1 protein-coding gene is annotated in these 24,756 nt (G+C 64.3%); it reads right to left on the reverse strand.

Annotated elements, in window-relative coordinates:
• Window position 1 precedes the first annotated feature (1 nt).
• Window positions 2–24,715, reverse strand: coding sequence for an Ig-like domain-containing protein (locus AEP_RS08340; RefSeq protein ID WP_087494950.1), 24,714 nt, complete (start codon window positions 24,713–24,715; stop codon window positions 2–4).
• Between the last annotated feature and the right edge of the window lie 41 nt (window positions 24,716–24,756).

Consider the following 24,756-nt stretch of genomic DNA (forward strand, 5'->3'; position numbering starts at 1 on the left):
TTCAGGCGACGATCACCCCGCTGCTCTTGAGCTGGCTCAGCGTCTGGCTGGTCCAGTCCACATCCTGCAACAGCACGGTGTGCGAAGTGGTGCCAACGCCTGCGCCATCCAGATCGACCGTCAGTGTGGTGCTGCCGCCGTTCACGCTGAAGGACTGGACCCAATCGCTCAGGTTGCTGCTTCCTTTGGTGTAACCACTCAACAAGCCGGTCAAGTCCAGCTTGTCGGCATTGGCACCACTGCTCACAAAGCCCTTGACCGCGTGCTGAGAATTGGCAGTGTTGGTCAGCGCCACGGTTTCGCTCACCGTTGGCTGCGCCAGCACCACAGACACGGGTACCGCGCTGCTGGTGATCGCCTCCACGCCGCCCAAGGCATCGGTGTAGTTCGCCTTGACCGTCAACCCCTTGTCCACCATGTCGCCAGTTACAAGCAGCGTCTGGTTGGTTGCACCATCAATGTTCACGCCATCCGCCAGCCACTGGTAGTGGATGGTCACACCGGTCAAGCCATCGTCGGTCACATTGGCTGTCAGGGTTTGGGCCGGTTCGGCTGTGCCGCTGATGGCCACGACGCCTTGGTCATTGACCACCTTCAAGGCCAAGGGCAGTGACAGCACCGAGGTGTTGCCAGCGATGTCGGTCTGGCGTGCCATGAACCTGTAGGTGCCCAGGGTCAACGCATCGGTGGGTTGCCAACTGAAGCTGCCATCGGTGCTGCTGGCCGTCAGGGTGGCCAACACCGTGGTGCCGCCGTTGCCATCGTCAAGCAGCACCTTCACCGTGGCGCCGGCTTCGGCTGTGCCGATGAACACCGGGCGGGTGTTGGCCGTTTGGCCGTCGCCCTTATTGCCTGTGTCGCTGTCCGCCTGCAGACTCAGGGTGGGTGCAGCAGCGGCACTGTCCACCGTCAACACCAACGCCGCGCTGGTCGCGCTGGTGTTGCCTGCGGCGTCAGTTTGTGTGGCCGTCAGGTTGTAAGCAGTGCCTGCAGCAGCGCCGGTCATGTTGCTGAGGGTGGCGTTCCAGTTGCCGTTGGCGTCGGCTTGAACCGTGACCGTGTTCGGCACATCTGCACCAAAATTCAAAGTATTGGTGATGCTGGTGGTCGAATGGTTGCTGGGCAACTGGGCGACCTTCACCGTGCTGTCGGCCAGCAAAGAGGCCAGCGGCGTGGCGCTGCTGCTGCTGGCCATGGCATTGGGCGACAACAGCACATAGGCGTTGTTCAACGAGACCCCGCTGCCGCCATCGGTGCGGGACGTGACCAGGACATCGCTGACCCTGTAGAGCCCACCCAAATCAATCTGCACCCAGGCGTTGTTGACATCGTTGGCCGAAGCATAGAAGCTGCCCGTTGTCGAGCCGTCCACCATAAAGGCGGCGGCATAATTTGTGTTGTACGTGCCTTGCGGCCCGACCAGCACCGTGGCCCCCTTGGCCACGTTCACACCACCCGACATCACCTGCAACTCCGCGATGTCAAAAAAGCCAATGGCCGGTGTGCGCACCATGACGTAGCGCGTCATGGATGACTGTACGGCCGATACAGACACCAGGGCATTCGCCTCGGCCCCCTGCCCACTCACGGTGAAACTGCTCAGGCCGGTGCGGTTGTCGCCCACCAGGCCGGTGTCGCTGCTGCTGACGAGCGTTGGCGTGCTCAAGGCGGCGGCGCTGTTGTCCACATTGATGGTCAAGGCGCTGGAGGCGTTGGACACATTGCCCGCCGCGTCCACCTGCACAGCGGTCAGGCTGTGCGCGCCGCTGCTCAGGGTGGCGGACTGCACGCGCCAGTTGCCCGCGCTGTCGGCCACGCCCTGGCCCAGCAGGGCTGTGCCTTCGAGCAGGCGCACGGTAGCGCCTGCGGTGGCACCGCCGCCGCTGATGACCGGGCTGGTCAGGTTGGTGAGCCGGTCGCCCAGGGTGCCGCTGTCGCTGTCGGCAGCCAAGGTCAGGCCGGTCAGGGGCGCGTCGGCCTGGCTGTCGATCAGCACCTTGAGGCTGCCCAACACCACGTCAGACAGGCTGGTGTTTTTGGCGGTCAGGGTGTAGGCGGGGTTGCCCACGGTGTTGTCGCCCAGGGGCGTGGTGGGCGTGATGGCCCATTTGCCCGCGCCGTCGGCCACCGCGGTGCCCAGCACCGTGCTGCCGTTGTACAACGTGACGGTGTTGCCTTCGCTTGCGCCACTACCGGTGATGGTCGGCGTGCTGCGGGCGGTGATGCCGTCACCCAGGGTGCCGGTGTCGCTGCTGGTTTGCAGGCTCAGGGCAGGCAATGTGGCGGCGCTGTTGTAGGCCACGCTCAGCGCTGCGGTGGCGGCGCTGGTGTTGCCAGCCCGGTCGGTTTGCTGCGCGGTGATGGTGTTGCTGGCACTCAGATCGGTGCCCAGGGTCAGGCTCCAACGTCCATCTGGCCCCACATTGGCGACGCCAACAGACGTGGCCCCAGAGCCGGTGTTGTTGTAAACGGTGACGGTGGCACCGGCTTCGCCGAAGCCTTGCACGGTGGGCTTGCTGTCTTTGGTCACCACTTCGCCACCGCTGCTGTAGAACACATTGCTGCTGGCCAGGCTCAAGAAGCTGACAGGCGCGATGACGCTGTCGACGGTGATGGCTCTGGCCGTGCTGACCGCGCTGCGGTTGCCTGCGGCGTCCACCGCTTGCACGGTGATGCTGTGCGCGCCCTGCGCCAGGGCAGCGCTGGGGCTGACGCTGTAGGTGCCGGTGCTGGCGTCGGCCAGGGCCGTGCCCATCAGGGTGCCGTTGGCGAACAGCTCCACGGTTGCGCCCGCCTCTGCGGTGCCGCTGAACACGGGTCGGGTCTTGCTGGTGATGCCGTCGGTCAGCGTGGCGGGCGTGCCAACATTGCCGGTGTCTTCACCGCTGGCCAGAGTGGGCTGGGCCAAGGTGCCTGGGACGGTGGTGTCGATCACCAACTGGGCCACAGTGCTGCTGCTGCTCAGGTTGCCCGAGAAGTCTTTGGCACGCGCAGTGATCAGGTGGCCGCCTGGGGTCAAGCTGGCGATGTAGGCCCATGCGCCCGTGCTGTCGGCCTGCACGCTGCCCAGCAGCACACCGTTGTCGTACAGGTTGACGCCAGGGGCGTCTTGCCCCGCGCTCACGCTCACCGTGCCTTTGAAGCTTTGTCTGTTGATGTTGGTCACACCGTCGCTGCCGCTGAGACCCGAGTCGCCACCGCTCACCAGTTGAGCCACGGGGGCGGTCGGTGTGGCGGTGAGCGTCTTGAACGCATATGCAGGGTACAGCACAGACACATTGCCCGAAGCATTGCCAGACACATTGCCCGACACATCGGTCACCTGGAGGGTGATGCTGTGGTTGCCGGCACTCAGGGTGTTGCCGGTGTAGGTGTAGCTCCAGTTGCCAGAGGCGTCGGCTGTGACAGTAGTGAACTTCACACCATTGTCAAACAGCGCCACGCTGGCACCTGCTTCGGTGGTGCCGCGCAGGGTGGGCTTGAGGCCCGAGGCCACGCTGGTGCTGTAGACCGTGCCATAGCTGTCGGTGCTGCTGGCCGTCAACACGGGGGTGGTGAAGGTAACCGCATTGTCTACCGTCCAGCCCAGGGCCAATGATGGGGCTGAAGTCTTGGCAGACTCGCCCACGCCCACCTGCTGCACCACGCGCAATTGGTTGCTACCGACCAGACCGCCGAGGAGGTAATCTTCGGCCTTGAAGGCGTAATCCCCCGAACTGTTGGCCGTGGTGCTGGCCACCAGCGTGGAGCCGTTGGCCCACAACTGCACGGTGGCACCGTTTTGCGCCCCTGTGCCGCTGAGCGTGGGCTTGGCGATGCTGCTGATGCCGTCGCTGGCATAGACGCCGCTGCCGGTGTCTTGGCCTGCGCCCAGGGTGGGTGTGGCCAGCATGGCCGGTGCGGTGGCGGTCAAGGCTGGGTCCACCGAGAAGGTGCTGGTGGTTCTGGTCGAAACATTGCCCGCCACGTCGGTGGCCTGCACCACGGCGGTGTAGGAGGTGGCGTTGGCCGGGTTCAGCGACAAGGGCAATGCCCAAGCACCGCTGCTGTCGGCCTGCACGGTGTAGTTGTTGCTGGTGCTGCTGCCGCTGGCCGTGACGCTGATCTGCACCGTGGCGCGGGCCTCGGTGGTGCCGGTCAGGACCGGATTACTGGCCTGCGCGCCACTCGTGGTGATGGCCGGGGCGTTGATGGACCTGTCCACCGTGACCGCGCTGATGCCGGAGGCGGCTGACACATTGCCCGCCGCATCGGTTTGCGTGGCGGTGACGTTGTAGCTGCCTGCGCCCAGAGCGCTGGTGGTGACGCGCCATGCGCCCGAGCTGTCGGCAGTGGTGGTGCCCACCAGGGTGCTGCCGGCGTAGAGCTTGATGGTGGCCAGGGCCTCAGCGGCGGTGCCGCTGTAAACCAGTTGCGAGACGTTGGTCACGCCGTCGTTGTTGGCGCTACCGCTGTCGCTCAGGGCGTCGAGCATCGGCTTGCTCAGGGCCGCAGGGGCCTGGGTGTCGATGACCACGGTGTTGTTGGCCGAGCTGCGCAACACGGTGCCTGTGCTGCTCACTTCTTTGACCTGCAAAACATGGTTGCCGTCGCTCAAGAGGCGGGCCAGACCCAGTGTCCACACACCCTGGCTATCAGCCCTGGCCGAGCCCAAGAGGGTGGTGCTGCCACCAAAGGTGTCAAACACCTGCACGGTGGCGAACGCTGTCACGTTGCTGCCGGTCAGTTGCGGTGCACCCACGCTGGTGATGCCGTCGCCCACGGTGCCGGTGTCGCTGGCCGTGGCCAGCAGGGCCTGGCCGAGCACGCCCGCGTCGACCGTGCGGTTGAATGTGGCCGCAGGGCTGGTGTTGCCTGCCAGGTCGGTTTGCACAGCCGTCATGTTGCGCAGCGCGGTGGCGCTGGCCGGGGCGGTGACCGTCAAGGCCCAGTTGCCGTTGCTGGCCGCGGTGGTGGTGCCCACCAAAATGCTGCTCCCGTTCACGTTGTCGTACACCTGCACCGTGGCACCGGCTTCGGCCGTGCCGCTCAGGGCGAACACGGACGAGACCGTGGCGCTAGCGGTGTTGACCGTAGGGGCCAAGGCCACGTTGTCGAAGTTGAGCGTTTGCGCGGCGCTGGCGGCGCTGGTGTTGCCCGCCACGTCGGTTTGTGTGGCCTGCAGGGTGTAGGCCTTGTTGGCGTCGAGTGGGGTGTTGGTGTTGCCGGCTGCACCGACGCCGGTCGCCCCCGTGTCCACGGTCCACACGCCGCTGAGGTTGGCCACAGCGGTGTAGGTTTTGGCCGTGCCGCCACCAATGGGGGTGGCGGTCAGCGTGACGCTGGCACCTGCTTCTGCTGTGCCGGTGATGACCGGGGCCACTTTGGTGCTGGCCGGCACGGTGAACACGGGCGCAGCGGCGCTGGTGTCGACGGTCAAGGCCAATGCACCGGAGGTTACGCCTGCGCCCGTGTTGGCAGCCAGGTCTTTGACGGTGATGCTGTGCGCTCCACTGGCCAGGTTGGTGCCGGGCACAAAGCTCCAGGTCTTGGCACCGTTGTCGATCAGGGCGGTGCCGATCAGCAAGCCGTTGTCGTACACCTCCACGCTGTTGCTGCCGTTGCCGGTGCTCAGCGCCGTGCCCTTGAGGGTCGGCTTGGGCGTGTTGGTGATGCCGTCGCCCTTGAGGCCAGTGTCGCTGGCCGTGTCGAGCACGGGCAGGCCCAGGGTGCCGCTGTCCACCGTGAAGGTGTAGGCGCTGCTGGTGGCACTGATGTTGCCCGCCAGGTCGATCTGGCGGGTGGTGATGCTGTGGTTGCCGCTGTTGAAGGCGGTGGACTGGAAGCTCCAGGTGCCAGCTGCCGAGACGACAACGCTGCCCAGGGTTTCAGTGCCGTCAAAGATGGTGATCGTGGCACCGGCCTCGCCCTGCCCCACCAGCTTGGAGCCGGCCACAAATGCGGTGGCCGTGGCGGGCGTGAAGGTATGGGTCTGCGTCAAGGCCGTCGAACTCAGTCCGCTGATGCTGGCCTTGGTGACCAAGGTGTTGTCAGCCAACAAGTTGGCCAGAGGCACCGCGTTGCTGCTGGTGGCCATGGCGGTGGGCGACAGGAAAACGTAGCCTCCGTTCAATTCACCTTGTTTACCCGTTTCATTACGGGCCGTGAGGATGACGCTGTTGACCGCATAGTAAGCACCCAAGTCAATTTGCACCCAAGCATCCGTAACGACGTAAGCAGCTGCATAGAAAGAAGCCATACCGGAGCCAGTCTGACTCGGCCCCACAGTGCCTGTATTGCCGTCGATCAGGGCCGATGCCGGATAAATGCTGATTACGCCCTGGGGGCCCACCAACACTTGGGCCAGGCCATTGCGCGCCACATTGGTCAGGGTGCCATTGACGGTGGCCATGACCTGCACTTCGGCCGCGTCAAAGTTTTGGGTGTTGCGCACCATGACGTAGCGGGTGCCTGTACCCGGCGAGACAACGACGGGCGCTGCCACCGCACTGTCCACCGTGAGGCTGAGCGCGGTGCTGGCGGCGCTTTCGTTGCCCGCTGCATCGACTTGTTTGGCAGTGATGCTGCTCGTGCCATCGCTTTGCGCAGGCAGGGTGTAGGTCCAATTGCCCGTTTCGCCCGCCTTGACGGTGGCCAACAAGCTGCTGCCCTTGTAGAGGTTGACCCAAGCATTGGCATCTGCCTTGCCTGTGAGCGTGGGCGAGAGCACGCTGGTGATGCCGTCGCCTTTGACGTTGGTGTCGCTGGCGCTGTCCAAAACCAATGTGGGTGAACCAGAAGCCGTGGTGTCGATGCTCAGCACGGTGGCGTCAGAGCTGCGGGCCACGTCCACACCGTTGCTGGCCAGTTCTTTGGCCACCAGGCTGTGGCTGCCTTCGGCCAGGTTACCGGCGTAAGACCAGTTGCCATTGGTGTCGGCAGTGACGGTGGCCAGCAGCTTGGCGGTGGTGCCGTTGTAGCTGTCCCACACCTGCACGCTGGCGCCTGCCAGAGCTTTGCCGCCGACGGTGGGCAAGGGGGCGTTGGTGGTGTTGTCGCCCGGGGTGCCGCTGTCGCTGCCGACGGCCAGCACGGGGGCGCTCAGGGCGGAGGTGTCCACCGCGACGGTGCTTGTGCCTGCACTGGTCTGCGCAGTGGTTTGGCCGCTCAGGTTGCCAGCCAAGTCGGTCTGCTCGGCCTTGAAGCTATGGGTGCCACTGCTCAGGTTGCTGATCAGGAAGCTCCATTGCTTTTGGGCGTTGACCGTGGTCGTGCCGACCAGGGTGCTGACGCCACCCACCACGTCGTACACGCGCACGGTGGCCACGGCCTCGCCCGTGCCCGAGAGGGTGAGCGCGGTGCCGGCGATATTGGCAGGCAGGGTGTTGATGGTCGGGTTGACGATCAGGGTGTCGTAGTTGACGGTTTGCGGGCTGCTGAGCACGCTGGTGTTGCCCGCCGCGTCGGTTTGCGTGGCTTGCAGGGTGTAGACCTGGTCGGCTGTGAGCGCGGTGTTGAGGTTGCTGTTGCTGACACCGGTGTTGGTGGCGGTGTCAATGCTCCAAGCGCCGGTGGCGCTGGCCACGGTGGTGTAGGTTTTGACAATGCTGCCGTCTTTGGATGTGGCAGTGAGCGTGATGCTGGCACCCGCTTCTGCCCCCGAGCCAGTCACCACCGGGGCCAAATGGGTGTTGCCAGCTGGGGCGTTGATGGCGGGTGCGTTGGCCGTGGTGTCCAAGGTCAGGCTCAGGGCCGCCGAGGTTTTGGCGATGTTGGCGCTGTTGCTGCCGTCGCCCGCCAACTCTTTGGCCACGATGCTGTGGCTGATGCCGAGCAGGTTGTTGGTGATGGGGAATGTCCACACACCGCTGACGTTGGCCGTGGCTTGCCCGATCTTGACGCCGTTGTCATAGATGTCGACCTTGGCGTTGCCAGTGGCGCCAGCGCCGGTGAAAGTGGGTTGGCTGACATTGGTGATGCCGTCGCCAGCGGCGCCGCTGTCGCTGCCTGCCACCAGTGTGGGCAAGCCCAATTGCGTGGTGTCCACCGTGAAGGTGTAGCCGCGGCTGGTGCCCGATGTGTTGCCTGCCACATCTTTTTGCACCGTGGTGATGGTGTGGCTGCCCGTGGCGATGCCGGTGGCCTGGAAGCTCCAGGTGCCGTCGGCCTTGACCACGGCGGTGCCGATGATCTTGTCGACATTGAGCGAAGCGCTGTCATAAATGGTGACGGTGGCCCCGGCTTCGCCCGTGCCGGCCAGCACAGGCGCAGGCGCAGACGTGGCGGCCAAGTTGTTGATCGACGGTGTGACCACGCGAGTGTCCAGCGTCAGGCTGACGGCCTGGCTGGCCGCACTCTCGTTGCCTGCGGCATCGCGTTGGGTGGCGGTGAAGCTGATGACGCCATCGGCCTGGGCGGTGCCCACGGTGTAGGTCCATGTGCCATCGCTGTCGCTGGCCTTCACGGTGCCCAGCAGGGTGTTGCCGGCCTTGTAAATGTTGACCAAGGCACCTTTTTCTGCCGTGCCCTTGAGGGTGGGCGTGGCCACATTGGTGATGCCGTCGCCTTTGATGCCGTTGTCGCTGGCGGTGTGGAGCACCAGCGTGGGCGCGTTGGGGGCCACGGTGTCGATGGTGAGCGCTGTGGCACCCGAGGTGCGGCTCACGGTCACGCCGTCGCTGGCGAGTTCTTTGACCACGTAGCTGTGCGTGCCCTGCCCTTGCGCGGTGGCAGGTTGCCACGTCCAAACGCCGCTGGCCTTGGCGGTGGCGGTGCCCACTTTGGTGGGGGTGCCGCTGTTGTAGGTGTCCCACACTTCGACGGTGGCACCGGGGGTGGCGGTGCCGCTCAGTTGTGGCTGGTCGGTGTTGAACTGGGCGGTGTTGCTGCCCGAGACCGTTTGCTGCGCGGCAAAGCTGTTGCTGCCCACGCCCGTGAGTGCCGGGGCGCTGGCGGCGCTGCTGAGGCTGGTGTCGGCCGCGGCGCTCACGAGCAGCGGGTAGACGGCCTTGAGGTTGAGCTCTTGCCCGGTGACTTGGCCTTGTGCATTGAGTTGCACTTGGGCTGCGGTGAGGGCCACGTCCCAGACTTGCAGGCCTTTGACCAGGCCATTGGTCACTTGGGCACCGTCGCCTCTGGAGCCCAAGGTGAGTGTGGCACTGGTGTAAGTGCCGCTGCTCATTGAGTAGGGGGTGCTGTTGAGCAGCACGCCATCGCGGTAGACGCTGAGCTGGTTGCTGGCACTGACCATCAGGCTGTAGTGGTGCCAGACGGTGTCGGGCGCGATGCTGGAGCTGGGGGCCTGAAAGCCGATGGAACCGTTGTAAACATAGAACTGACCCTCTGCGGTGTAGCCCAGCATGAGCCCGCCTGGAATATCGCTCACCGACAGCAGGGTTTGGATGTTGCCCAATGAGGCATCGTCGAGCTTGGCCCAAAAGCTCAGGCCCGAACCGTCGGTGTTGTTGATGGCCACGCCGGTGGCCGTGATGGGCGTGCTGGTGCTGCTGCCCGCCACAGAACCCACGCGCAGGCCTTGGGGTGTCGAGACCAAGGGTGCGCTGAGCGCGGTGGTGTCGATGCTGACGGTCCGCACATCGGTGGCTGGGCTGAGGTTGCCTGCCAGGTCGGTCTGCTCGGCCTTGAAGCTGTGGCTGCCGGTGGCGAGGCCAGTGGCGGTCAGGGTCCAATTGCCGTTGGCATCGACCACAGCGGTACCCAAAGAGGCTGTGCCGTCGTACACGCGCACGGTGGCACCCGCCTCGCCGGTGCCGCTGAGCACTTGGGTGCTGGCGCTGACCGGCGCGTTGAGGGTGGGGGCCAAGGCCTCGTTGTCGTAGGTCAGCGTCTGTGGATTGCTGAGCACACTGTTGTTGCCTGCGGTGTCGGTTTGGGTGGCACGCAGGGTGTAGGTCTGGTTGGCTGCAAGCGCTGTGCTGCCACCAATGGCCAAGCTGGTGTCGATGGTCCACACGCCGCTGGCGTTGGCCACTGCGGTGTAGGTTTGCGCCATGCCGCTGGCCGGGGTGGCCGTGAGCGTGACGGTGGCACCGGCTTCTGCCGTGCCAGTGACCAAAGGGGCCACCTTGGTGTAAGCGGCCAAGGTGTTGATGACAGGCACATTGGCTGCGCTGTCGATGGTCAGGCTCAGCGCACCGGAGGTGAGGCCCGCATTGCTGTTGGCTGCCACGTCTTTGGCGGTGATGTTGTGCACTCCATCGCTCAGGACGGCAGTGGGGGTGTAGCTCCAGGAGGTGCCGGTGGCGGTGACGGTGGCGATTTTGACGCCGTAGTCATAGATCTCGACCTGGCCGTTGGCCGTCACACAGGTGCCGTTGAGGGTGGGGGCCTTCACATTGGTGATGTTGTCACCCTTGGCACTGCTGTCGCTGCTGGTGGCCAGCACCGGCACGCTCATCTTGGCGCTGTTGACCGTGAAGGTGTAGCCGTTGCCCACCTGCGAGATGTTGTTCGCCAGATCGGTTTGCTCGGCGGTGATGGTGTGGGTGCCACTGGTGATGGTGCTGGCTTGCAGGCTCCATTTGCCGTCGAAATTGACCTTTGTCGTGCCCAGGGTCGTTTTGCTGCCGCCTGCCGGGGTGTCGTACACGGTGACGGTGGCCCCTGCTTCGCCCGTGCCATAAATGATGGACTGGGGGGCGCTCAGGTCTTGGGCCAGATGCAGGGTGTAGGCGTTGACGGTGTAGAAGCCGGTATTCACGTTGCCCGTTGGCAGGCTGGCGATACCCGAGCTGGTTGGTGTGTATCGGGCATCGACCGCTTTCAGGGTGAAGCCACCGCCAATCACGTCATTGGCCTGCAGTTGGACGCCCTTGATGTTGCCCCCGTCTGTCGCATAGACCCAGAAACTGAGTTGGCCGGGCACCGAGTTGTCGATGCCATAGACCGTGCCCGCCCCCAGACTGACCGGGGTGCTGCTGTTCTGCCACAAGGTGAAGCTGCCGGTGCCGCCGCCAGTCAGCACGGCGTTGAGCAGGCCCACGTTGCCGATGCCACTGACCTGCGTGCTGGTGGCAGGGATGCTGGAAATGTTGGCGTTGGCAGCGACAGACGCCAGGGTGACCGTGCTGGGCACGGTAGGCACAGCAATCGTGCTGTCGACCTGGAGGGTGAGCGCGGTGCTGGCGGCACTTTCGTTGCCTGCCAAGTCGAGCTGTTTGGCGGTGATGCTGCTTGTCGCGTCGGCCTGCACAGACAGGGTGTAGTTCCAGATGCCGGTGATTGCGTCCGCCGTGGTGGTGCCCAGCAAGTTGCTGCCTTGGTACACGTTGACCTTGGCACCCTTGTCGGCAGTACCGGTGACGGTGGGGCTCAGCACCTGGGTGATGCCGTCGCCTTTGACGCCGCTGTCGCTGGCGGTGGCCAGGTTCAGGGTCGGTGCACTCAAAGGGGTGGTGTCGATGGTGAGCGTGGTGGCGCTGGCAGACGCGCGGCTGACGTTGCCGTCCAGGCCCAACTCTTTGACCACCAGGCTGTGGCTGCCTTCGCCCAAGCTGGCGCTGGTCAAGCTCCATGCGCCTGTGGCGCTGGCCGTGGTGGTGCCGACTCTGCTGGTGACGCTGTTGAAGGTGTCCCACACCTCGATGCTGGCGTTGGCGCTTGCGCTGCCACTGAGGGTCGGGGTCTTTGCATTGGTGATGTTGTCACCCAGCAAGCCGGTGTCGCTGCCCACGGCCAACACAGGGGCGCTGAGGGCTGTGGCGCTGACGGTGACAGTAGTGGCCCCACCGCCCGCCGTGGTCAGGGCCGTGACCTTGTTGCTGATGTTGCCCGCCGTGTCGGTTTGCTGCGCACTGAAGATGTGTGTGCCAGTGGTCAGGCCGCTGACCACCAGACTCCAGTTGCCGTTTTTCTGAACGGTGGCTGTGCCCAGCATCACCGTGCCATCGAAAACGGTCACGGTGGCATCGACTTCGCCGGTGCCCGAGAGTGTGAGGGTGCTGGCGGCCGTGGACGCAACGGTGTTGATGACCGGGTCGATCACCGAGGTGTCGTAGTTCAGCGCCCGTGCCGAGCTGGCCGGGCTGGTGTTGCCCGCAGTATCGGTCTGGGTGGCACGCAGGCTGTAGGCCTTGTTGGCGCTCAAAGCCGCGTTGTTGGCGTAGGACGTGCCATTGAAGCTGACATTGTTGGTGATGGAGGTGTCCACGCGCCAGTTGCCGCTGGCATCGGCCAGGGCGTAGAAGGTTTGCACGCTGCTGTCGGCGGCTGTGGCGGTGAGGGTGATCAGGGCCAGCGCTTCAGCGCCGGTGCCCGCCACCACGGGTGCCACCTTGGTGTTGGCCGACAGCGCACTGATGCTGGGGGCCGTGGCCGAGGTGTCGATGGTCAGGCTCAGCGCACTGGAGGTGAGGCCCGCATTGCTGTTGGCCGCCACGTCTTTGGCAGTGATGCTGTGCACCCCTGTGGCCAGGCTGGCAGTAGGGGTCCACGACCAGGTGTTGCCCGAGGCGGTGACCGTGGCGATCTTGCCGCCGTTGTCGTAAATCTCGACCTGGCCACCCGAGGTGACGGCCGTGCCCGTGAGCACGGGCAGCCCGACATTGGTGACGCCATCGCCTTTCAAGCCACTGTCGCTGGCCACCGCCAAAATGGGCACGCCCATCTTGGACGCGCTGACAGTGAAGCCATAAGGCGTGCTCGTGCCGCTGTTGTTGCCCGCAATGTCGGTCTGCACAGCGGTGATGCTGTTGGCGCCACTGGTGATGCTGCTCTGGAAAGACCAGAAGCCAGCGGCATTGACGACCACGGTGCCCAAGGTTTGTTGGGTCTGGCCGCTGGGCGTGTTGTAAATGGTGACGGTGGAACCCGCTTCGCCGGTGCCGTAAAGGGTGGATTGCGGCGCGGTCAGGTCTTGCGCAAACTGCAGGGCGTAGCCGTTGACGGCATACCCCCCGACCCCGTTGGCGTAGGTGCCTGAACCACCGCCTGTGCCTGCCGGGAGGCCGGCTGCGGACGTGCTGTATTTGGCATCGATGTTTTTGATGGTGTAGCCACCACCTGCCAGGTTATCGGCCTGCAGTTGAGCACCTTTGTAAGTGCTGCCATCGAGCTTGTAAACCCAGAACTTGAGTTGGCCAGACACCGAACTGTCGATGCTGCTGGTCAAAATCGTCGCTGCACCCAAGTTGGTGGCATTGCCCTGATACAGGTTGAACGTGCTCGTGCCGGCCAGCAAAGAGTTCTTGAGCAAGTCAACGTTGCCCATGCCGACCGTGACACCGGTCGAGCCCACGACTGTGGCATTGCCATTGGCGCTGACAGAAGCCATGACAACAGTGCTGGGCACGGTGGGGGCGACCACGGCGCTGTCGATCTTGAGGCTGAGCGCCGCACTGGCGTCGCTCAGGTTGCCAGCGGCATCGAACTGCCTGGCCGTGATGCTGGTGGTGGCGTCGCTTTGCGCAGATAGGGTGTAGTTCCACACACCGGTGTCACTGTTGGCCGTGGCCGTGCCCAGCAGAGTGCCGCCTTGGTAGACGTTGACCAAGGCCCCTTTGTCGGCAAGGCCGGTGACGGTGGGGGCGATGAACTTGGTGATGCCGTCGGCTTTGATGCCACTGTCGCTGTTGGGGTCGAGGACCACGGTGGGTGCAGACGGTTTGGTGGTGTCGATGTTGAGCACGGTGGCGCTGGACACCCGTGTGGTAGACGCCACCCCGGTAGCGGGGTCCACCTCTTTGGCTACCAGGCTGTGGCTGCCTTCGGCCAGTGTGGTGGTGGCGGGCAATGTCCACAAGCCGTTGGCGTTGGCGTTGGCGGTGCCCACCTTGATGGGGTTGCCTTTGTAGTTGTCCCACACCTCAACGGTGGCAAATGCTGCGGCGCTGCCGCTCAAAGCCGGGGTGGTGGCACTGGTGATGCCGTCACCCAGCGTGCCGGTGTCGCTGCTCACGGACAGCACCGGTGCGCCCACGTTGGCGGTGGCCACATTGGCGCTTTGGGCGGTGCTGCGTGTGCTGAGGTTGCCTGCCGCGTCGGTCTGCTCGGCCTCGAAGGTGTGCAGGCCGTTGCTCAGGCCGCTGACCGCCAGGCTCCACTGGCCTTGGCTGTTGACCACGGCGGTGCCCAAACCACTGCCAGTGGTGGTGTCGTACACACGCACCGTGACACCGGCCTCGCCCGTGCCGCTGAGGTTGAAGGCGTTGGGCTGGTCGCCACTGATGGCGTTGATGCTGGGAGGCGACACCAGGGTGTCGTAATTCATCGTCTGCGGAGCGCTGACCGGGCTGGTGTTGCCCGCCACATCGGTCTGGGTGGCTCGAAGGGTGTAGACCTTGTTGGTCACCAAGGCGCTGGTGGGGGTGTAGGTCGTGCCATTGAAGGTGACGGTGGCAGTGGCCCCGCTGAGTGCGGTGTCCACGCTCCAGGCACCGCTGGCGTTGGCCACGGCGTAGAAGGTTTGCACGCTGCTGTCGGCCCCTGTGGCGGTGAGGGTGATCAGGGCACCGGCTTCGGCATTGGTGCCCGCCACCACGGGGGCCACATTGGTCTTGGCCGCCGGGGCGGTGACGCTCGGGGCGAGGGCTGTGTTGTCGATGGTCAGGGCCAACACACCCGAGGTGAGGTTGGCCGTGACGTCTTTGGCGGTGATGGTGTAACTGCCGCTCATGGCACTGGCAGGGGTGTAGGTCCACACCCCGCCCGACGCGGTGACGGTGGTGAGCAAGGTGGTGCCGTTGTAGATTTGCACCTGACCCGCTGCGGTCACGCAGGTGCCGGTGATGGTGGGCTGTGTGGCGCTGGTGATGCCGTCGCCTTTCACACCGCTGTCGCTGGCGGTTTGCAGCACCGGCGTGCCCATCTTGGCCGTGCTGGTGGTGAAGGTGTAAGCCGTGCTGGGGCTGCTGGTGTTGCCCGCCAAGTCGGTTTGCACCGTGGTGATGCTGTGGCCACCGCTGGTGAGGGTGTTGGCCCTGAAGGCCCAGATGCCGTTGGCATCCACCAGGGCCGTGCCCAAGGGGGTGGAATTGTCGGTCACCGTGACCGTGGCCCCCGCTTCGCCTGTGCCGTAAATGGTGGGTTGCGGGACGGTGAGGTCTTGGGTCAGTTTGAAGTTGTAGCCGTAGAGGGTGTAGCCCGTGGTACCGTTGGCATTGCCGGTGGGGAGGCCTGCCAATGTGCTGGCGTACCTGGCTTGAAGCGCTTGGATCGTGAAACCGCCACCAACCACATCGTTGGCCTGGATTTGCAGGCCTTTGTAGGTGCCGCCGTCGTTAACAGCCACCCAGAAGGTGATTTGGCCAGTCCCTGTGTTGGTGATGGTGCCTGGGACCAGAACACCGAGGTCAGACTTCGTGGCCGGGCTGCCCAAGGGGTTGCCCCAACCGCTTTGGTAGACACTGAATGTGGAGCTAGACAGTGCCGCGCTGAGCAGCTTGACGTTGCCGAAGGTACTCGCCGTGTAGGCCGCTGTGGAAAGAAGCCAGGAGCTGGAGACAGTGCCCCCACTGTTTTGGTTGTTGGTGATCGTGGCCGTCTGGTTAGAAATGTTGATCGCGGCCGGCACGGCGGATGCGCCGGCGCTGTTGTCCACCGTGATGCTGAGCGCCGTGCCTGTGCTTTCGTTGCCTGCCGCATCGGCCTGCTTGACGGTGATGGCGTTGGCCGTACCGGTGGCGCTGCCCGTCAGGGCGGTGCTGACCTTGATGCTGTAGTCGCCGCTGCTGTTGGCGGTGCCGGTGCCAATCAGGGTGTTGCTGCTGTTGTACAGATTGACCTTGGCATTGGGGTTGGCCTTGCCACTGACGGTGGGCGTGGTGGTGTTGGTGATGTTGTCACCCAGCACGCCGCTGTCGCTGACGGCTGTGGTGCTGTTGGGTTCATACTGGGCCAGCTTGGCGGTGGGCGCCGTGCCCGGGGCCACGGTGTCGATGCTGAAGGTGCGGCTGGCACTGCTGACCCCGCCCCCGCTGGTTAGGGTTTGGGTGGCGGTGACTTGCAGGGGCTGGCTGTCGCCGCCCAGGGTGTTGCGCTGGGTACTGGTCAAGGCGGCAGACCAGGCGTTGTTGCTGGCCGTGACCGAAGCGAGCGTGACGCTGGCGCCGGTGACGGTGTTGGTGACGACCACACTGACGCTGGCACCTGTGGTGGCGGCACCGGTGAAGGTCGGGGTTTCGTTGCTGCTGACCACGCCGTCGCTGTTGGCGTCACCCGTGATGGTGCTGTCGACCGTGATGGCAGTGGTGGGTGCCGGAGTGGCTGCGAGGCTGATGGAGCGACCGACTTGCGGCGAAATGATGCCGCTGACGGTTTGGCTGGCCGCCACCTGGATAGGGGTGGCTGCACTGCTGTTGGCACCCAGGGTCAGGGCTTCTGCGCCGGTGAGCATGGGCACAGACCAGATGCCGCCGGTCACCGTGGCTGACTTAGACACCACGGCTTTGGTGGCGCTGTTGGTGAAGGTCACCGTGACGGCGCTGGCACTGCTGCTGTTGGTGCCGCCGATGGTGCCAGTGCCGTATTCGCTGGCCGAGATGGTGTCGTCACCCGTGATGGCCGACGTGATGACGGGTGCGTCGAGCGCGGCGAGCGAGAAGTTGCCACTGCCGTTGTCGGTTTTGACCACGCTGGCGCTGACACCTGCGATGGTTTGCCTGACCGTGATGCTGAGCGGGCCAGCGCCCAGGGTGGCCATGTTGGCCACGCTCAGGCCCGTGGCCTGCCAGGTGGCCAGGCCGTTGCTGCCGTTGATGACGGTGACACCATCGCCGTTGGTCTGGCTGACCGAGACGTTGTTGCTGGTGTTGGTGTAAGTGACGGTGACGGTGGCACCGTTGAGGACGCTGTTGCCACTCAGGTTGGCGCTGCCTGCGGCGGCTTCGGACCAGGTGATGGTGCTGTCGGAGTAGGCCGAGCCCACGCCGGTGACAAAGGGCTGGGGCAGCGCCTGGACGGCGATGCCAGTGGTGACGGCCGGTGGCGAGCTGATGGCGCTGGCGCCTGTGCCGTAGCTTTGTTGCACGCTGACAGAGATGTTGCCGGTGCCCAGCGTGGCCAGGTTGGCCGGGGTGAGGCTGGTGGTCGCCCAGGTGGCGACGCCGGTGCCGGTGCCGTTGGTGATGCTGGCGTTTTGAGTCACTTGCACGCCATTGGCGTTGGTGTAGGTGACGGTGACGATGGCGTTGTTGACGGTGCTGCCGCTCAGGGTGGCGGTACCTGCAGCGGCCTCGGCCCAACTGATGGCGTTGTCGCCGAACAGCTTACCGGCGCTTGTGTCCAGCACAGGGGCTGGCAGGCTGGTGGCGATGTAGGGGCTGTAGGCCAGCACGGGGCTGTTGGTTTGCCCGGCGGCTTGTTGCACGGCCGTGAGGTTGTGCAGGCCAGCGCTGAGCGGGGCGGTGGGGGTGATGGTCCACGCGCCACTGGCGTTGGCGGTGGTGGAGCCGACCAGGGTGCTGCCCTCCCACAGTTGCACGGTGGCGTTGGCTTGGGCCAAGGTGCCACTGAAGCGCGGTGTGGCCACGGTGGTGACGTTGTCACCTGCGGTGCCGGTGTCGTCTGCGGCCAGCAAGCCGATGTTGGGCAGCATGGGCGATGGGTTGCCACCGGTGGGTGCGCCGTCGCTCACATTGACGGTGAATGCTGTGAAGCCGTTGTTGGGGGTACTTTGCACGTTGCCCGCAGCGTCGCGCTGCTGGGCGGTCAGGCTGTAGCTGCCTGTGGCAGACAGGGTTCTGAGCTGCAGCGACCATGCGCCTGCGCTGTTGGCCTGGGCGGTGCCCAGCAAGTTGCTGCCCGAGTAAACGTCGACAAAGGCGTTGGCCTCGGCCCCGGTGCCCGCCACGGTGGGCAGCAAGGCGGTGCTGAGGGTGTTGACACTGTTGACGACAGAGGCACCTGTGATGGCCAATGTTGTCGATGGGGCCGCGCCGTCGTGGGTGACGGTGTAGCTGGTGTTGTTGCTGGCGTTGCCGGCTTTGTCGGTGGCGGTGACGGTGAGTGTGTTGGCGGCGTTGGCGCCGAGGGCCACGGTGAGTGGGCTGGACCAGGCTCCGTTGCTGTCGGCGTAGATGTTGGTGGCGTTGACTTGCGCACCAGCAATGTTTTTGATGGTGATGAGCGCACCCGCTTCGGCGGTGCCGTTCAGGGTAATGAAGTCACCGGCCAGGCCTTTGTTGGTGCGGTTGTCGCCTTGCACGCCGCTGTCTGAGGCGGCGGCCAGGTCCACGGTGGGGGTGCTGGGGGCGGCGTTGTCGTTGGTGAGGGTCAGAGGGCTGGAATAGGCATCGGATGTGCCTGCCCCGTTCATGGCCTTGGCCACCAGTTTGGTGGTGCCGTTGGCGTTGAGCGCGATGCCGCTGGCAGACCAATTGCCATTGCTGCCTACGACGCTCGATGAACCCTTGAGGATATAGAGGCCGCCACCCAGGTCTTCAAAGACCTGGATGGTGTCGCCCGCTGTGGCACCGGTGCCGTTGACGGTGACGGTGGTTTTGTTGGTGGTGTTGTCGGTGGCATAGTTGACGCCATTGACCACGCCTGTACCGGTGTCGTCGCCACTCAACAGTGTGAAGGCAGCCACGGTGTAGCTGGGCTTGACCGCGGTGATCGTGGTACCACGGTTGATGGTGATCGGGGTCTCGCCAGAAAACTCGCTGGGGTTGCCTTGGGCATCGAGCACGCGCGCTTTAAGTTGGTGAGCGCTGCTGGACTCGGGCAGCACGGCGGCGGTGCTGGTGACATTGATGGTCCATGTACCTGCCGTGCTGGTGTTGACCGTGGCCAGACGGTTGCTGCCTTGCCAAAGCTCGACCGTGCCGCCAGCCACCGCGCCGGTGCCTGTGAAGCCGAGCGCCGTGGCGTTGGTGATGCCATCGCCTTTGGTGCCGGAGTCGCTCGCGTCGGTGAGCGTGGGGGCAGAGGGCGCGGCGACCGTGACGGGCGCGGCAATGCTTAGGCTCAGCGGTGCGGACACGCTGCTGGTGTTGCCGGCCAGGTCGGTCTGGTCCACACGCAGGGTGCGGGTGCCCACGCTCAGGGCGCTGGTGGTAGCACTCCAGGTGCCGTCGGCCTGCACGGTGGCGGTGGCCACGGGGGTGGTGTTGGTGCCGTCAAACACGCGGATGGTGGCACCGGGCTCGGCCCCGCTGCCGTTGAGTCTTGGGGTGGTGACGGCGGTGATGCGGTCACCCTTCGTGCCGCTGTCGCTGGCGGCGTCGAGCAAGGGCGCGGTGGGCGCGTTGGCCGTCACGTCCAGCGTGACGACGGTGGCGGGGCTGAGCGCCGTGGCGTTGCCTGCCGCGTCGTATTGGCGCGCGGTGTAGAGGTGTCGGGTGGCGCTCACGTTGCTGAGTGTGGTGGTCCAGGCACCGGTGCTGTCGGCTTGCACGGTAGCGACTCTGACGTTGTTGTCGAGCAGGTCGACATAGGCATTGGCCTCGGCGACGCCGCCGAACACGAGGGTGCGGCTGGAGGTGATGCCGTCGGTGTTGCTGCCGACGGTGATGCTGCCGCTGGTGCCTGCGATGGTGGCCAGTGTGTCAGAGCTGCTGCTGAGCAGCACGGTGGGGACCAGTGTGGGCGCGGCGTTGTCAAACACGACCTGGTAGCTGGGCGATGCGGGGCTCCAGACGGTGCCGCCAGCGGCCCTTTGGCGGACGGTGAAGGTGGTGTCGGTGGTGAGGACGCCGAAGTTGCCCAGGGGGTTGAGGGTGTAGGACCAGGTGCCGTTGGCCAGGGCCGTGGCGGTGGCGGCGAGCACGATCGGGGTGCCGTTCTTGGGCGTGGCGGTGATCTCGATGGTGGCACCGCTGAGTGCGCCGCTGCCGGTGAGGGTGACGGCAGCGACGTTGGTGATGCCGTCAGACTGGCTGACACCGCTGTCGGTGGCGGCGCTCAGGGCCAGGCTGGTGAGCTGGCTGGGGGCGGCGTCGATGGCCGTGGTGCCCCAGGTGACTTGGGTGCTGGCGTTGTTGGTGCTGGCACTGGTGTTGCCTGCCCGGTCGGTGTAGCTGAGGCTGAAGGTTTGTGCGCCCGCTGTGGCCGGGGTGGGCAGTGTGAAGTTGAAGCTGCCGTCGGCCGCTGCGGTGGCCTGGGCCACAGCAACAGGCGAGCCAGCACCGACCGTGGTGAAGAGTTGCACGGTGGCACCAGCCTCTGCGCCTCTGCCAGAAATGACCTGGTTGGGGGCGACGTTGTAATTGGCGCTCAAGCCGTTGAAGCTGAGCGTGGACGTGGCTTGGGTGTCGAGCGTGAAACTGACGGTTTGCACACTGGCGTTGCCGGCTTTGTCGGTCTGGCGCACGTCGACTCTGTAGAAGCCGTCGGCGCTGCCGTCGGTCACGCCGGCTGAAGGATCGGTGTAGCTGCTGGTCCAGGCACCGGGGGTGCCGTTGTCTTTGGTGATGCGGTATTCGACGCGGGCACCCTGCTCTGCATTGGTGGGCGCGGTGATGGCGCCGAGTCTGGTCAGGCTGTCGGTGTTGGTGGCGCTGTTGGGCGCGGTGTCGGTGGTCAGGCGGGCGTTGGGCACGGCCGGGGCGGTGCTGTCGAGCGTGAAGCTCAGGGTTTGCACATCGCCCACATTACCGGCGCTGTCGGTTTGGCGGACTTCGACCTTGTAGTCGCCGTCGTTGCTGCCATTGGCCAGGGGGGCGGTGTAGGTGGTGCTCCAGGCACCGACCACTGCGGACGGACCTGTGCCTTTGGTGATGCGGTATTCGACGCGGGCGCCCTGCTCTGCGTTGCCGGGTGCGGACACGGCGGCGGTGTTGGTGATGCCGTCGTTGGCAAACGCGGCGTCCTGGCCGTTGGTGCTGTCGGTGATGGTGGCGTTGGGGGTGGCGGGCTTGCTGCTGTCGAGCGTGAAGGTGATGCTTTGCGGCACGCTGATGTTGCCGGCCAGGTCGGTCTGGCGGAGTTCGACGGTGTAGACACCGTCGTTGCTGCCGTCGGCCACGGGGGCGGTGTAGGTGGTGCTCCAGGCACCGACCACTGCGGACGGACCTGTGCCTTTGGTCACACGGTATTCGACTTTGGCACCGCTTTCTGCGTTGTTGGGTGCGGTGATGGCAGCGCTGTTGGTGATGCCGTCGCTGGCAAAGGCCGCTTGCTGACCGTTGGTGCTGTCGAGCGTCAGTCTGGCGTTGGTGGCTGCCACCGTGGTGTCGACGACCAGGGGCAGGTCGTTGGAAACCGTGGGCGCACCACTGCCAGCGCTGAGCTGGGCTTTGAGCACGGTGGTGGCGTTGCTGGCCAATGCGCTGCGGGCCACGGTGACGGTGACAGACGTGGCTGTGCCTGTGAAGGCGTAGCTGGTGGCTGGAGTGCCTGCACCCACGGCAAAGGCAACGGGGGTGGTGCCGTTCATCAGTTGCAGGGTCTGGCCGGACGCAAAACTGCCGTTGATGATGAGGTCAACGGTCGATTCTTGGGCGTTGAGGTAAGTGTCGCTGGCACTGACGGAGGTGGCGGTGGGGGCAGCAGCAAGCTTGCTGCTGTCCACGGTCAGCGTCATGCTGATGGCCAGGGTCGATTGGATGAAGCTGGTGGCCTGCGCTGTCAACATTTGGCCTGCCACTTTGGTGGCCGCTACACCCTGGGTGATGGCTTGCTGTGTGACGGTGGTTTGCGATCCGGCCTGAGTCAAGCTGCCGGTGACGGTGCGGGTTTCACCCGCAGTGTCCACCGTGACTTTGAGCGCTTGGGCGATGTTTTGCGCCATGTCCACTGTGGTCAGGCCAGCGGCTTTTTCGGCATTGGCGACGACGGCCAGAGCGCGACCGTAGGCGCTGGCGACGTCGGTGCCATTGACCACGGTGGTGTCCACCGCGCCTGTGGTTGTGACGGTGGTTTTAACGGCTGTGCGGGCAATATCGACGGCCGCACCGCTGCTGTCCACAATGCCGAAGGCTTGCGCCACAGCTTTGTTGGTGTCGACCACGGTTTGCGTGGTCAGGGTCGTGGGCAGTTCAGTGATGCCTTGCGCCGTGGCGGCGATGCCCATTTTGTTGGCGGCTGCTGTGGTGAGCGGCGTGACGCTCAGGCTGACGGTTTTACTGCTGCTGTCCACTGCGGCAACGGACATGAGCACGGTGCCGACGCCAAAGTCTGTGGCTTTTCCGGTGGCTTCGTTGATGTAGTCCGGGGAGCTGTCACCGTCGATCATTTTGGCAATGACCACGCCGGCGAAGTCGGATTTGTCCACAAAGGTGTATTTGCGTGCGACGCTGTCGTAGCTCATGTTGCCCAACAACTGCCCTGCATCCGGCCCGCTGGCTTTGTAGAGGGCCATGGTGGTGTTGGTGTCATCGGTGGCCTGTGGCCCGGCAGCGAATGTGGCGCTGTAACCCGTGCCCGTGCCGCGGATGGTGATGCTGGCGGTTTGGTCCACCGTGGCGTTGTTCACGTCCTTGACCTGGTAGCTGACCACGATGGTGGTGGTTTGGTCGGCCGAGAGGCTTTGGTAGGCGGCGTTGGTGGGGTCGACCGTCAGGGTCTTGCCGCTGAGCGTGACGCCTGGAGGCAAGGCCGTGCCACCGCTGGCTGTGGATGCGCCGTCGACTTTGTAGGTGACGCTGGCCACGGCCAGGGTCGCTGTCTCGCCTGCATCCAGATCGCTGGCTCCGGACAGCAGGTTGACTTCGGTCGGAGCTGACGCGTCGGTTTTGAGTTCAGTGGCCCCGGCCAAGCTGATGGCGCTGCTGACCGTGGGCGCGTCGTTCGTGCCGGTGATGGTGACGGTGATGAGTTGCTCTGTGCCGTCTGCCGCTTTGACGGTGATGCTGTCGGTGTATTGCTGGTCTTTGACAAATTCGTCGTGCGCGCTGTCGGCGGTGTAGGTCCAGGCGCCACCGGTGGTGATGCTGAACTTGCCGTAGCCGCCGCTGCCGGCCACATTGGTCTGGGCCTGGAACAGGTTGGCTGTGCCGTCCACGTCGGTGGCCGTCAAGGTGCCGCTGGTGCTCAGCGCTTGGTTGCTTTCGGTCAGGCTCTTGGCCACATCGCCGCTGATCACGGCGGCGTCGTTCGTACCGGTGATGCTAAACACCGCATTGGCGGTGCTCTTGTTGCCCGCCTTGTCAATCACAGCGATGGTGAAGGGGTCTGTGATCCCGGTGCTGGCGGCCGTCAGGGCTTCAGTGGTGGGTTTGGTGTTGTTCAGCGCGTAGCTGACTTCTCCAGTGGTTTTGTTGAACGTGGCTGTGCCGTAGCTGCCTTCTTTGGTGAAGAGATTGGCATTGCCTGGGTCAACAGTCCATCCGCCGGACGCTGTCATGGTGGCGGTGTCGAAGTCGACTGCGGCGGAGCCACTGTTGTCGGCCTTGGTGACGGTGATTTTGGACGTGGCTGTGCCTACGGTGTCGTTGGCAGCGCCACCGGCTTCCACCAAGGTGGCTGTTGCGTTGCCTGGTGTGGCTGTGGGGGCGACGTTGTCCACCATGTAATTGGCGTTGTCGGCCACGAGGGCGTGGGAGAGTTTGGCGTCGGTGCTGGTGCCGGCGAGCTTGATGGTCGCAGAGCCGAGCGTGATGGCGTTGGCAGCGATGCTGAGGCCATCGGTGTCCGTCAGTGCCGTGGTGGCGCTTACAGGCACCTCGTACTTGAACTTGAGGGTGGTGAGGTTGCTGCTGCCACCACTGAGCGTGGCGTCAAAGTCGGCCTGGACTGTGGTGCCACCCACGTTGATACCCAGCTTGGGCGCACCCGTGCCTGCAACGTCAACGGCTTTTTTCATGGCCACGCTGATGACCAGGGTGTCGCCCGCGTTGAGGGTGCTGTTGCTCAGGTCTGCACCGCTGGTGGTGTTGGGCGTGTCGATGGCCACCGCCTGGATGTCGGAGAGACCGGGGGTGGTTTCACCAGCGTCCAGCGCTTGCAGCGTGATTTTTTTAAATGGTTCCGCTAAGTTACCGTCATAAATGCTGCTGTTGTTTGCAGCATTGAGTACGATACGTCCATCTGCGAAATACAACTCGTCGTCTTCACCACCAACCGTGAAGGTGACAATTTCGACGATACCATTATCAAGCCCTGCAGTGCGAGTCAGCGTGTACACGCCAGTATCTTGGTCAATACTTTGATGGTAGTCTGACAATTTACCAGTCAGATAAACCTTGTCATTGCCCCCGCTGAGTTCACTTGCGTCTACCGATGTACCCTTGCGCACATAGACTTTGTCATCCGCACCTGAGCCATAGACCTTGAGTGCCTGACCCGTTTGTGGAGCCTGGGGCACATTGACCCCTGATGAGTCGTCCACAAAGACATTAACAGGCGACGTAGATGTGGTTGGTGTGTTGAGTGCAGGAGGCTCGCTGGGTGTACCACCTGCTTGCAAAGCCGACAGCGAGATCTGCTTGAACTCGCTGTTGTTTGCGTCGTATAGGTCGTTGTTTGTTGCTGCATTGAGACTGATGTGTCCATCGGCAAAGTAAAGCACATCATCGTCACCACCGACTGTGAAGGTGATGACCTCGGTTTGTCCAGGCTGCAATCCCGCATTGCGCGTGAGGATGTAAACGCCGGTCTCTTGGTTGATACTTTGCTGGTAGTGGTTTAACTGACCGGAGAGATAAATTTTGTCATTGCCCCCGCTGAGTTCAGACAGATTGGCAGAAGCGCCGGCTTGTACAAAAACCGCATCGGCTTCTCCGCTTCCAAAGACTTGGGCCTCTTTGCCCAAGATGTCCAATAAAGCAACTCCAGTACGGTTGTACCAGTCGATCAGGTTGCCATTGGCGTCTGTGATGAAATAGCGAATGGAAATTGTCATGATGGCTCTCTACAAAACTTATGTAATCGGTAATTTATTGA

The organism is Curvibacter sp. AEP1-3, assembly GCF_002163715.1.
In the GTDB taxonomy this organism is placed as follows: Bacteria; Pseudomonadota; Gammaproteobacteria; order Burkholderiales; family Burkholderiaceae_C; genus Allorhodoferax.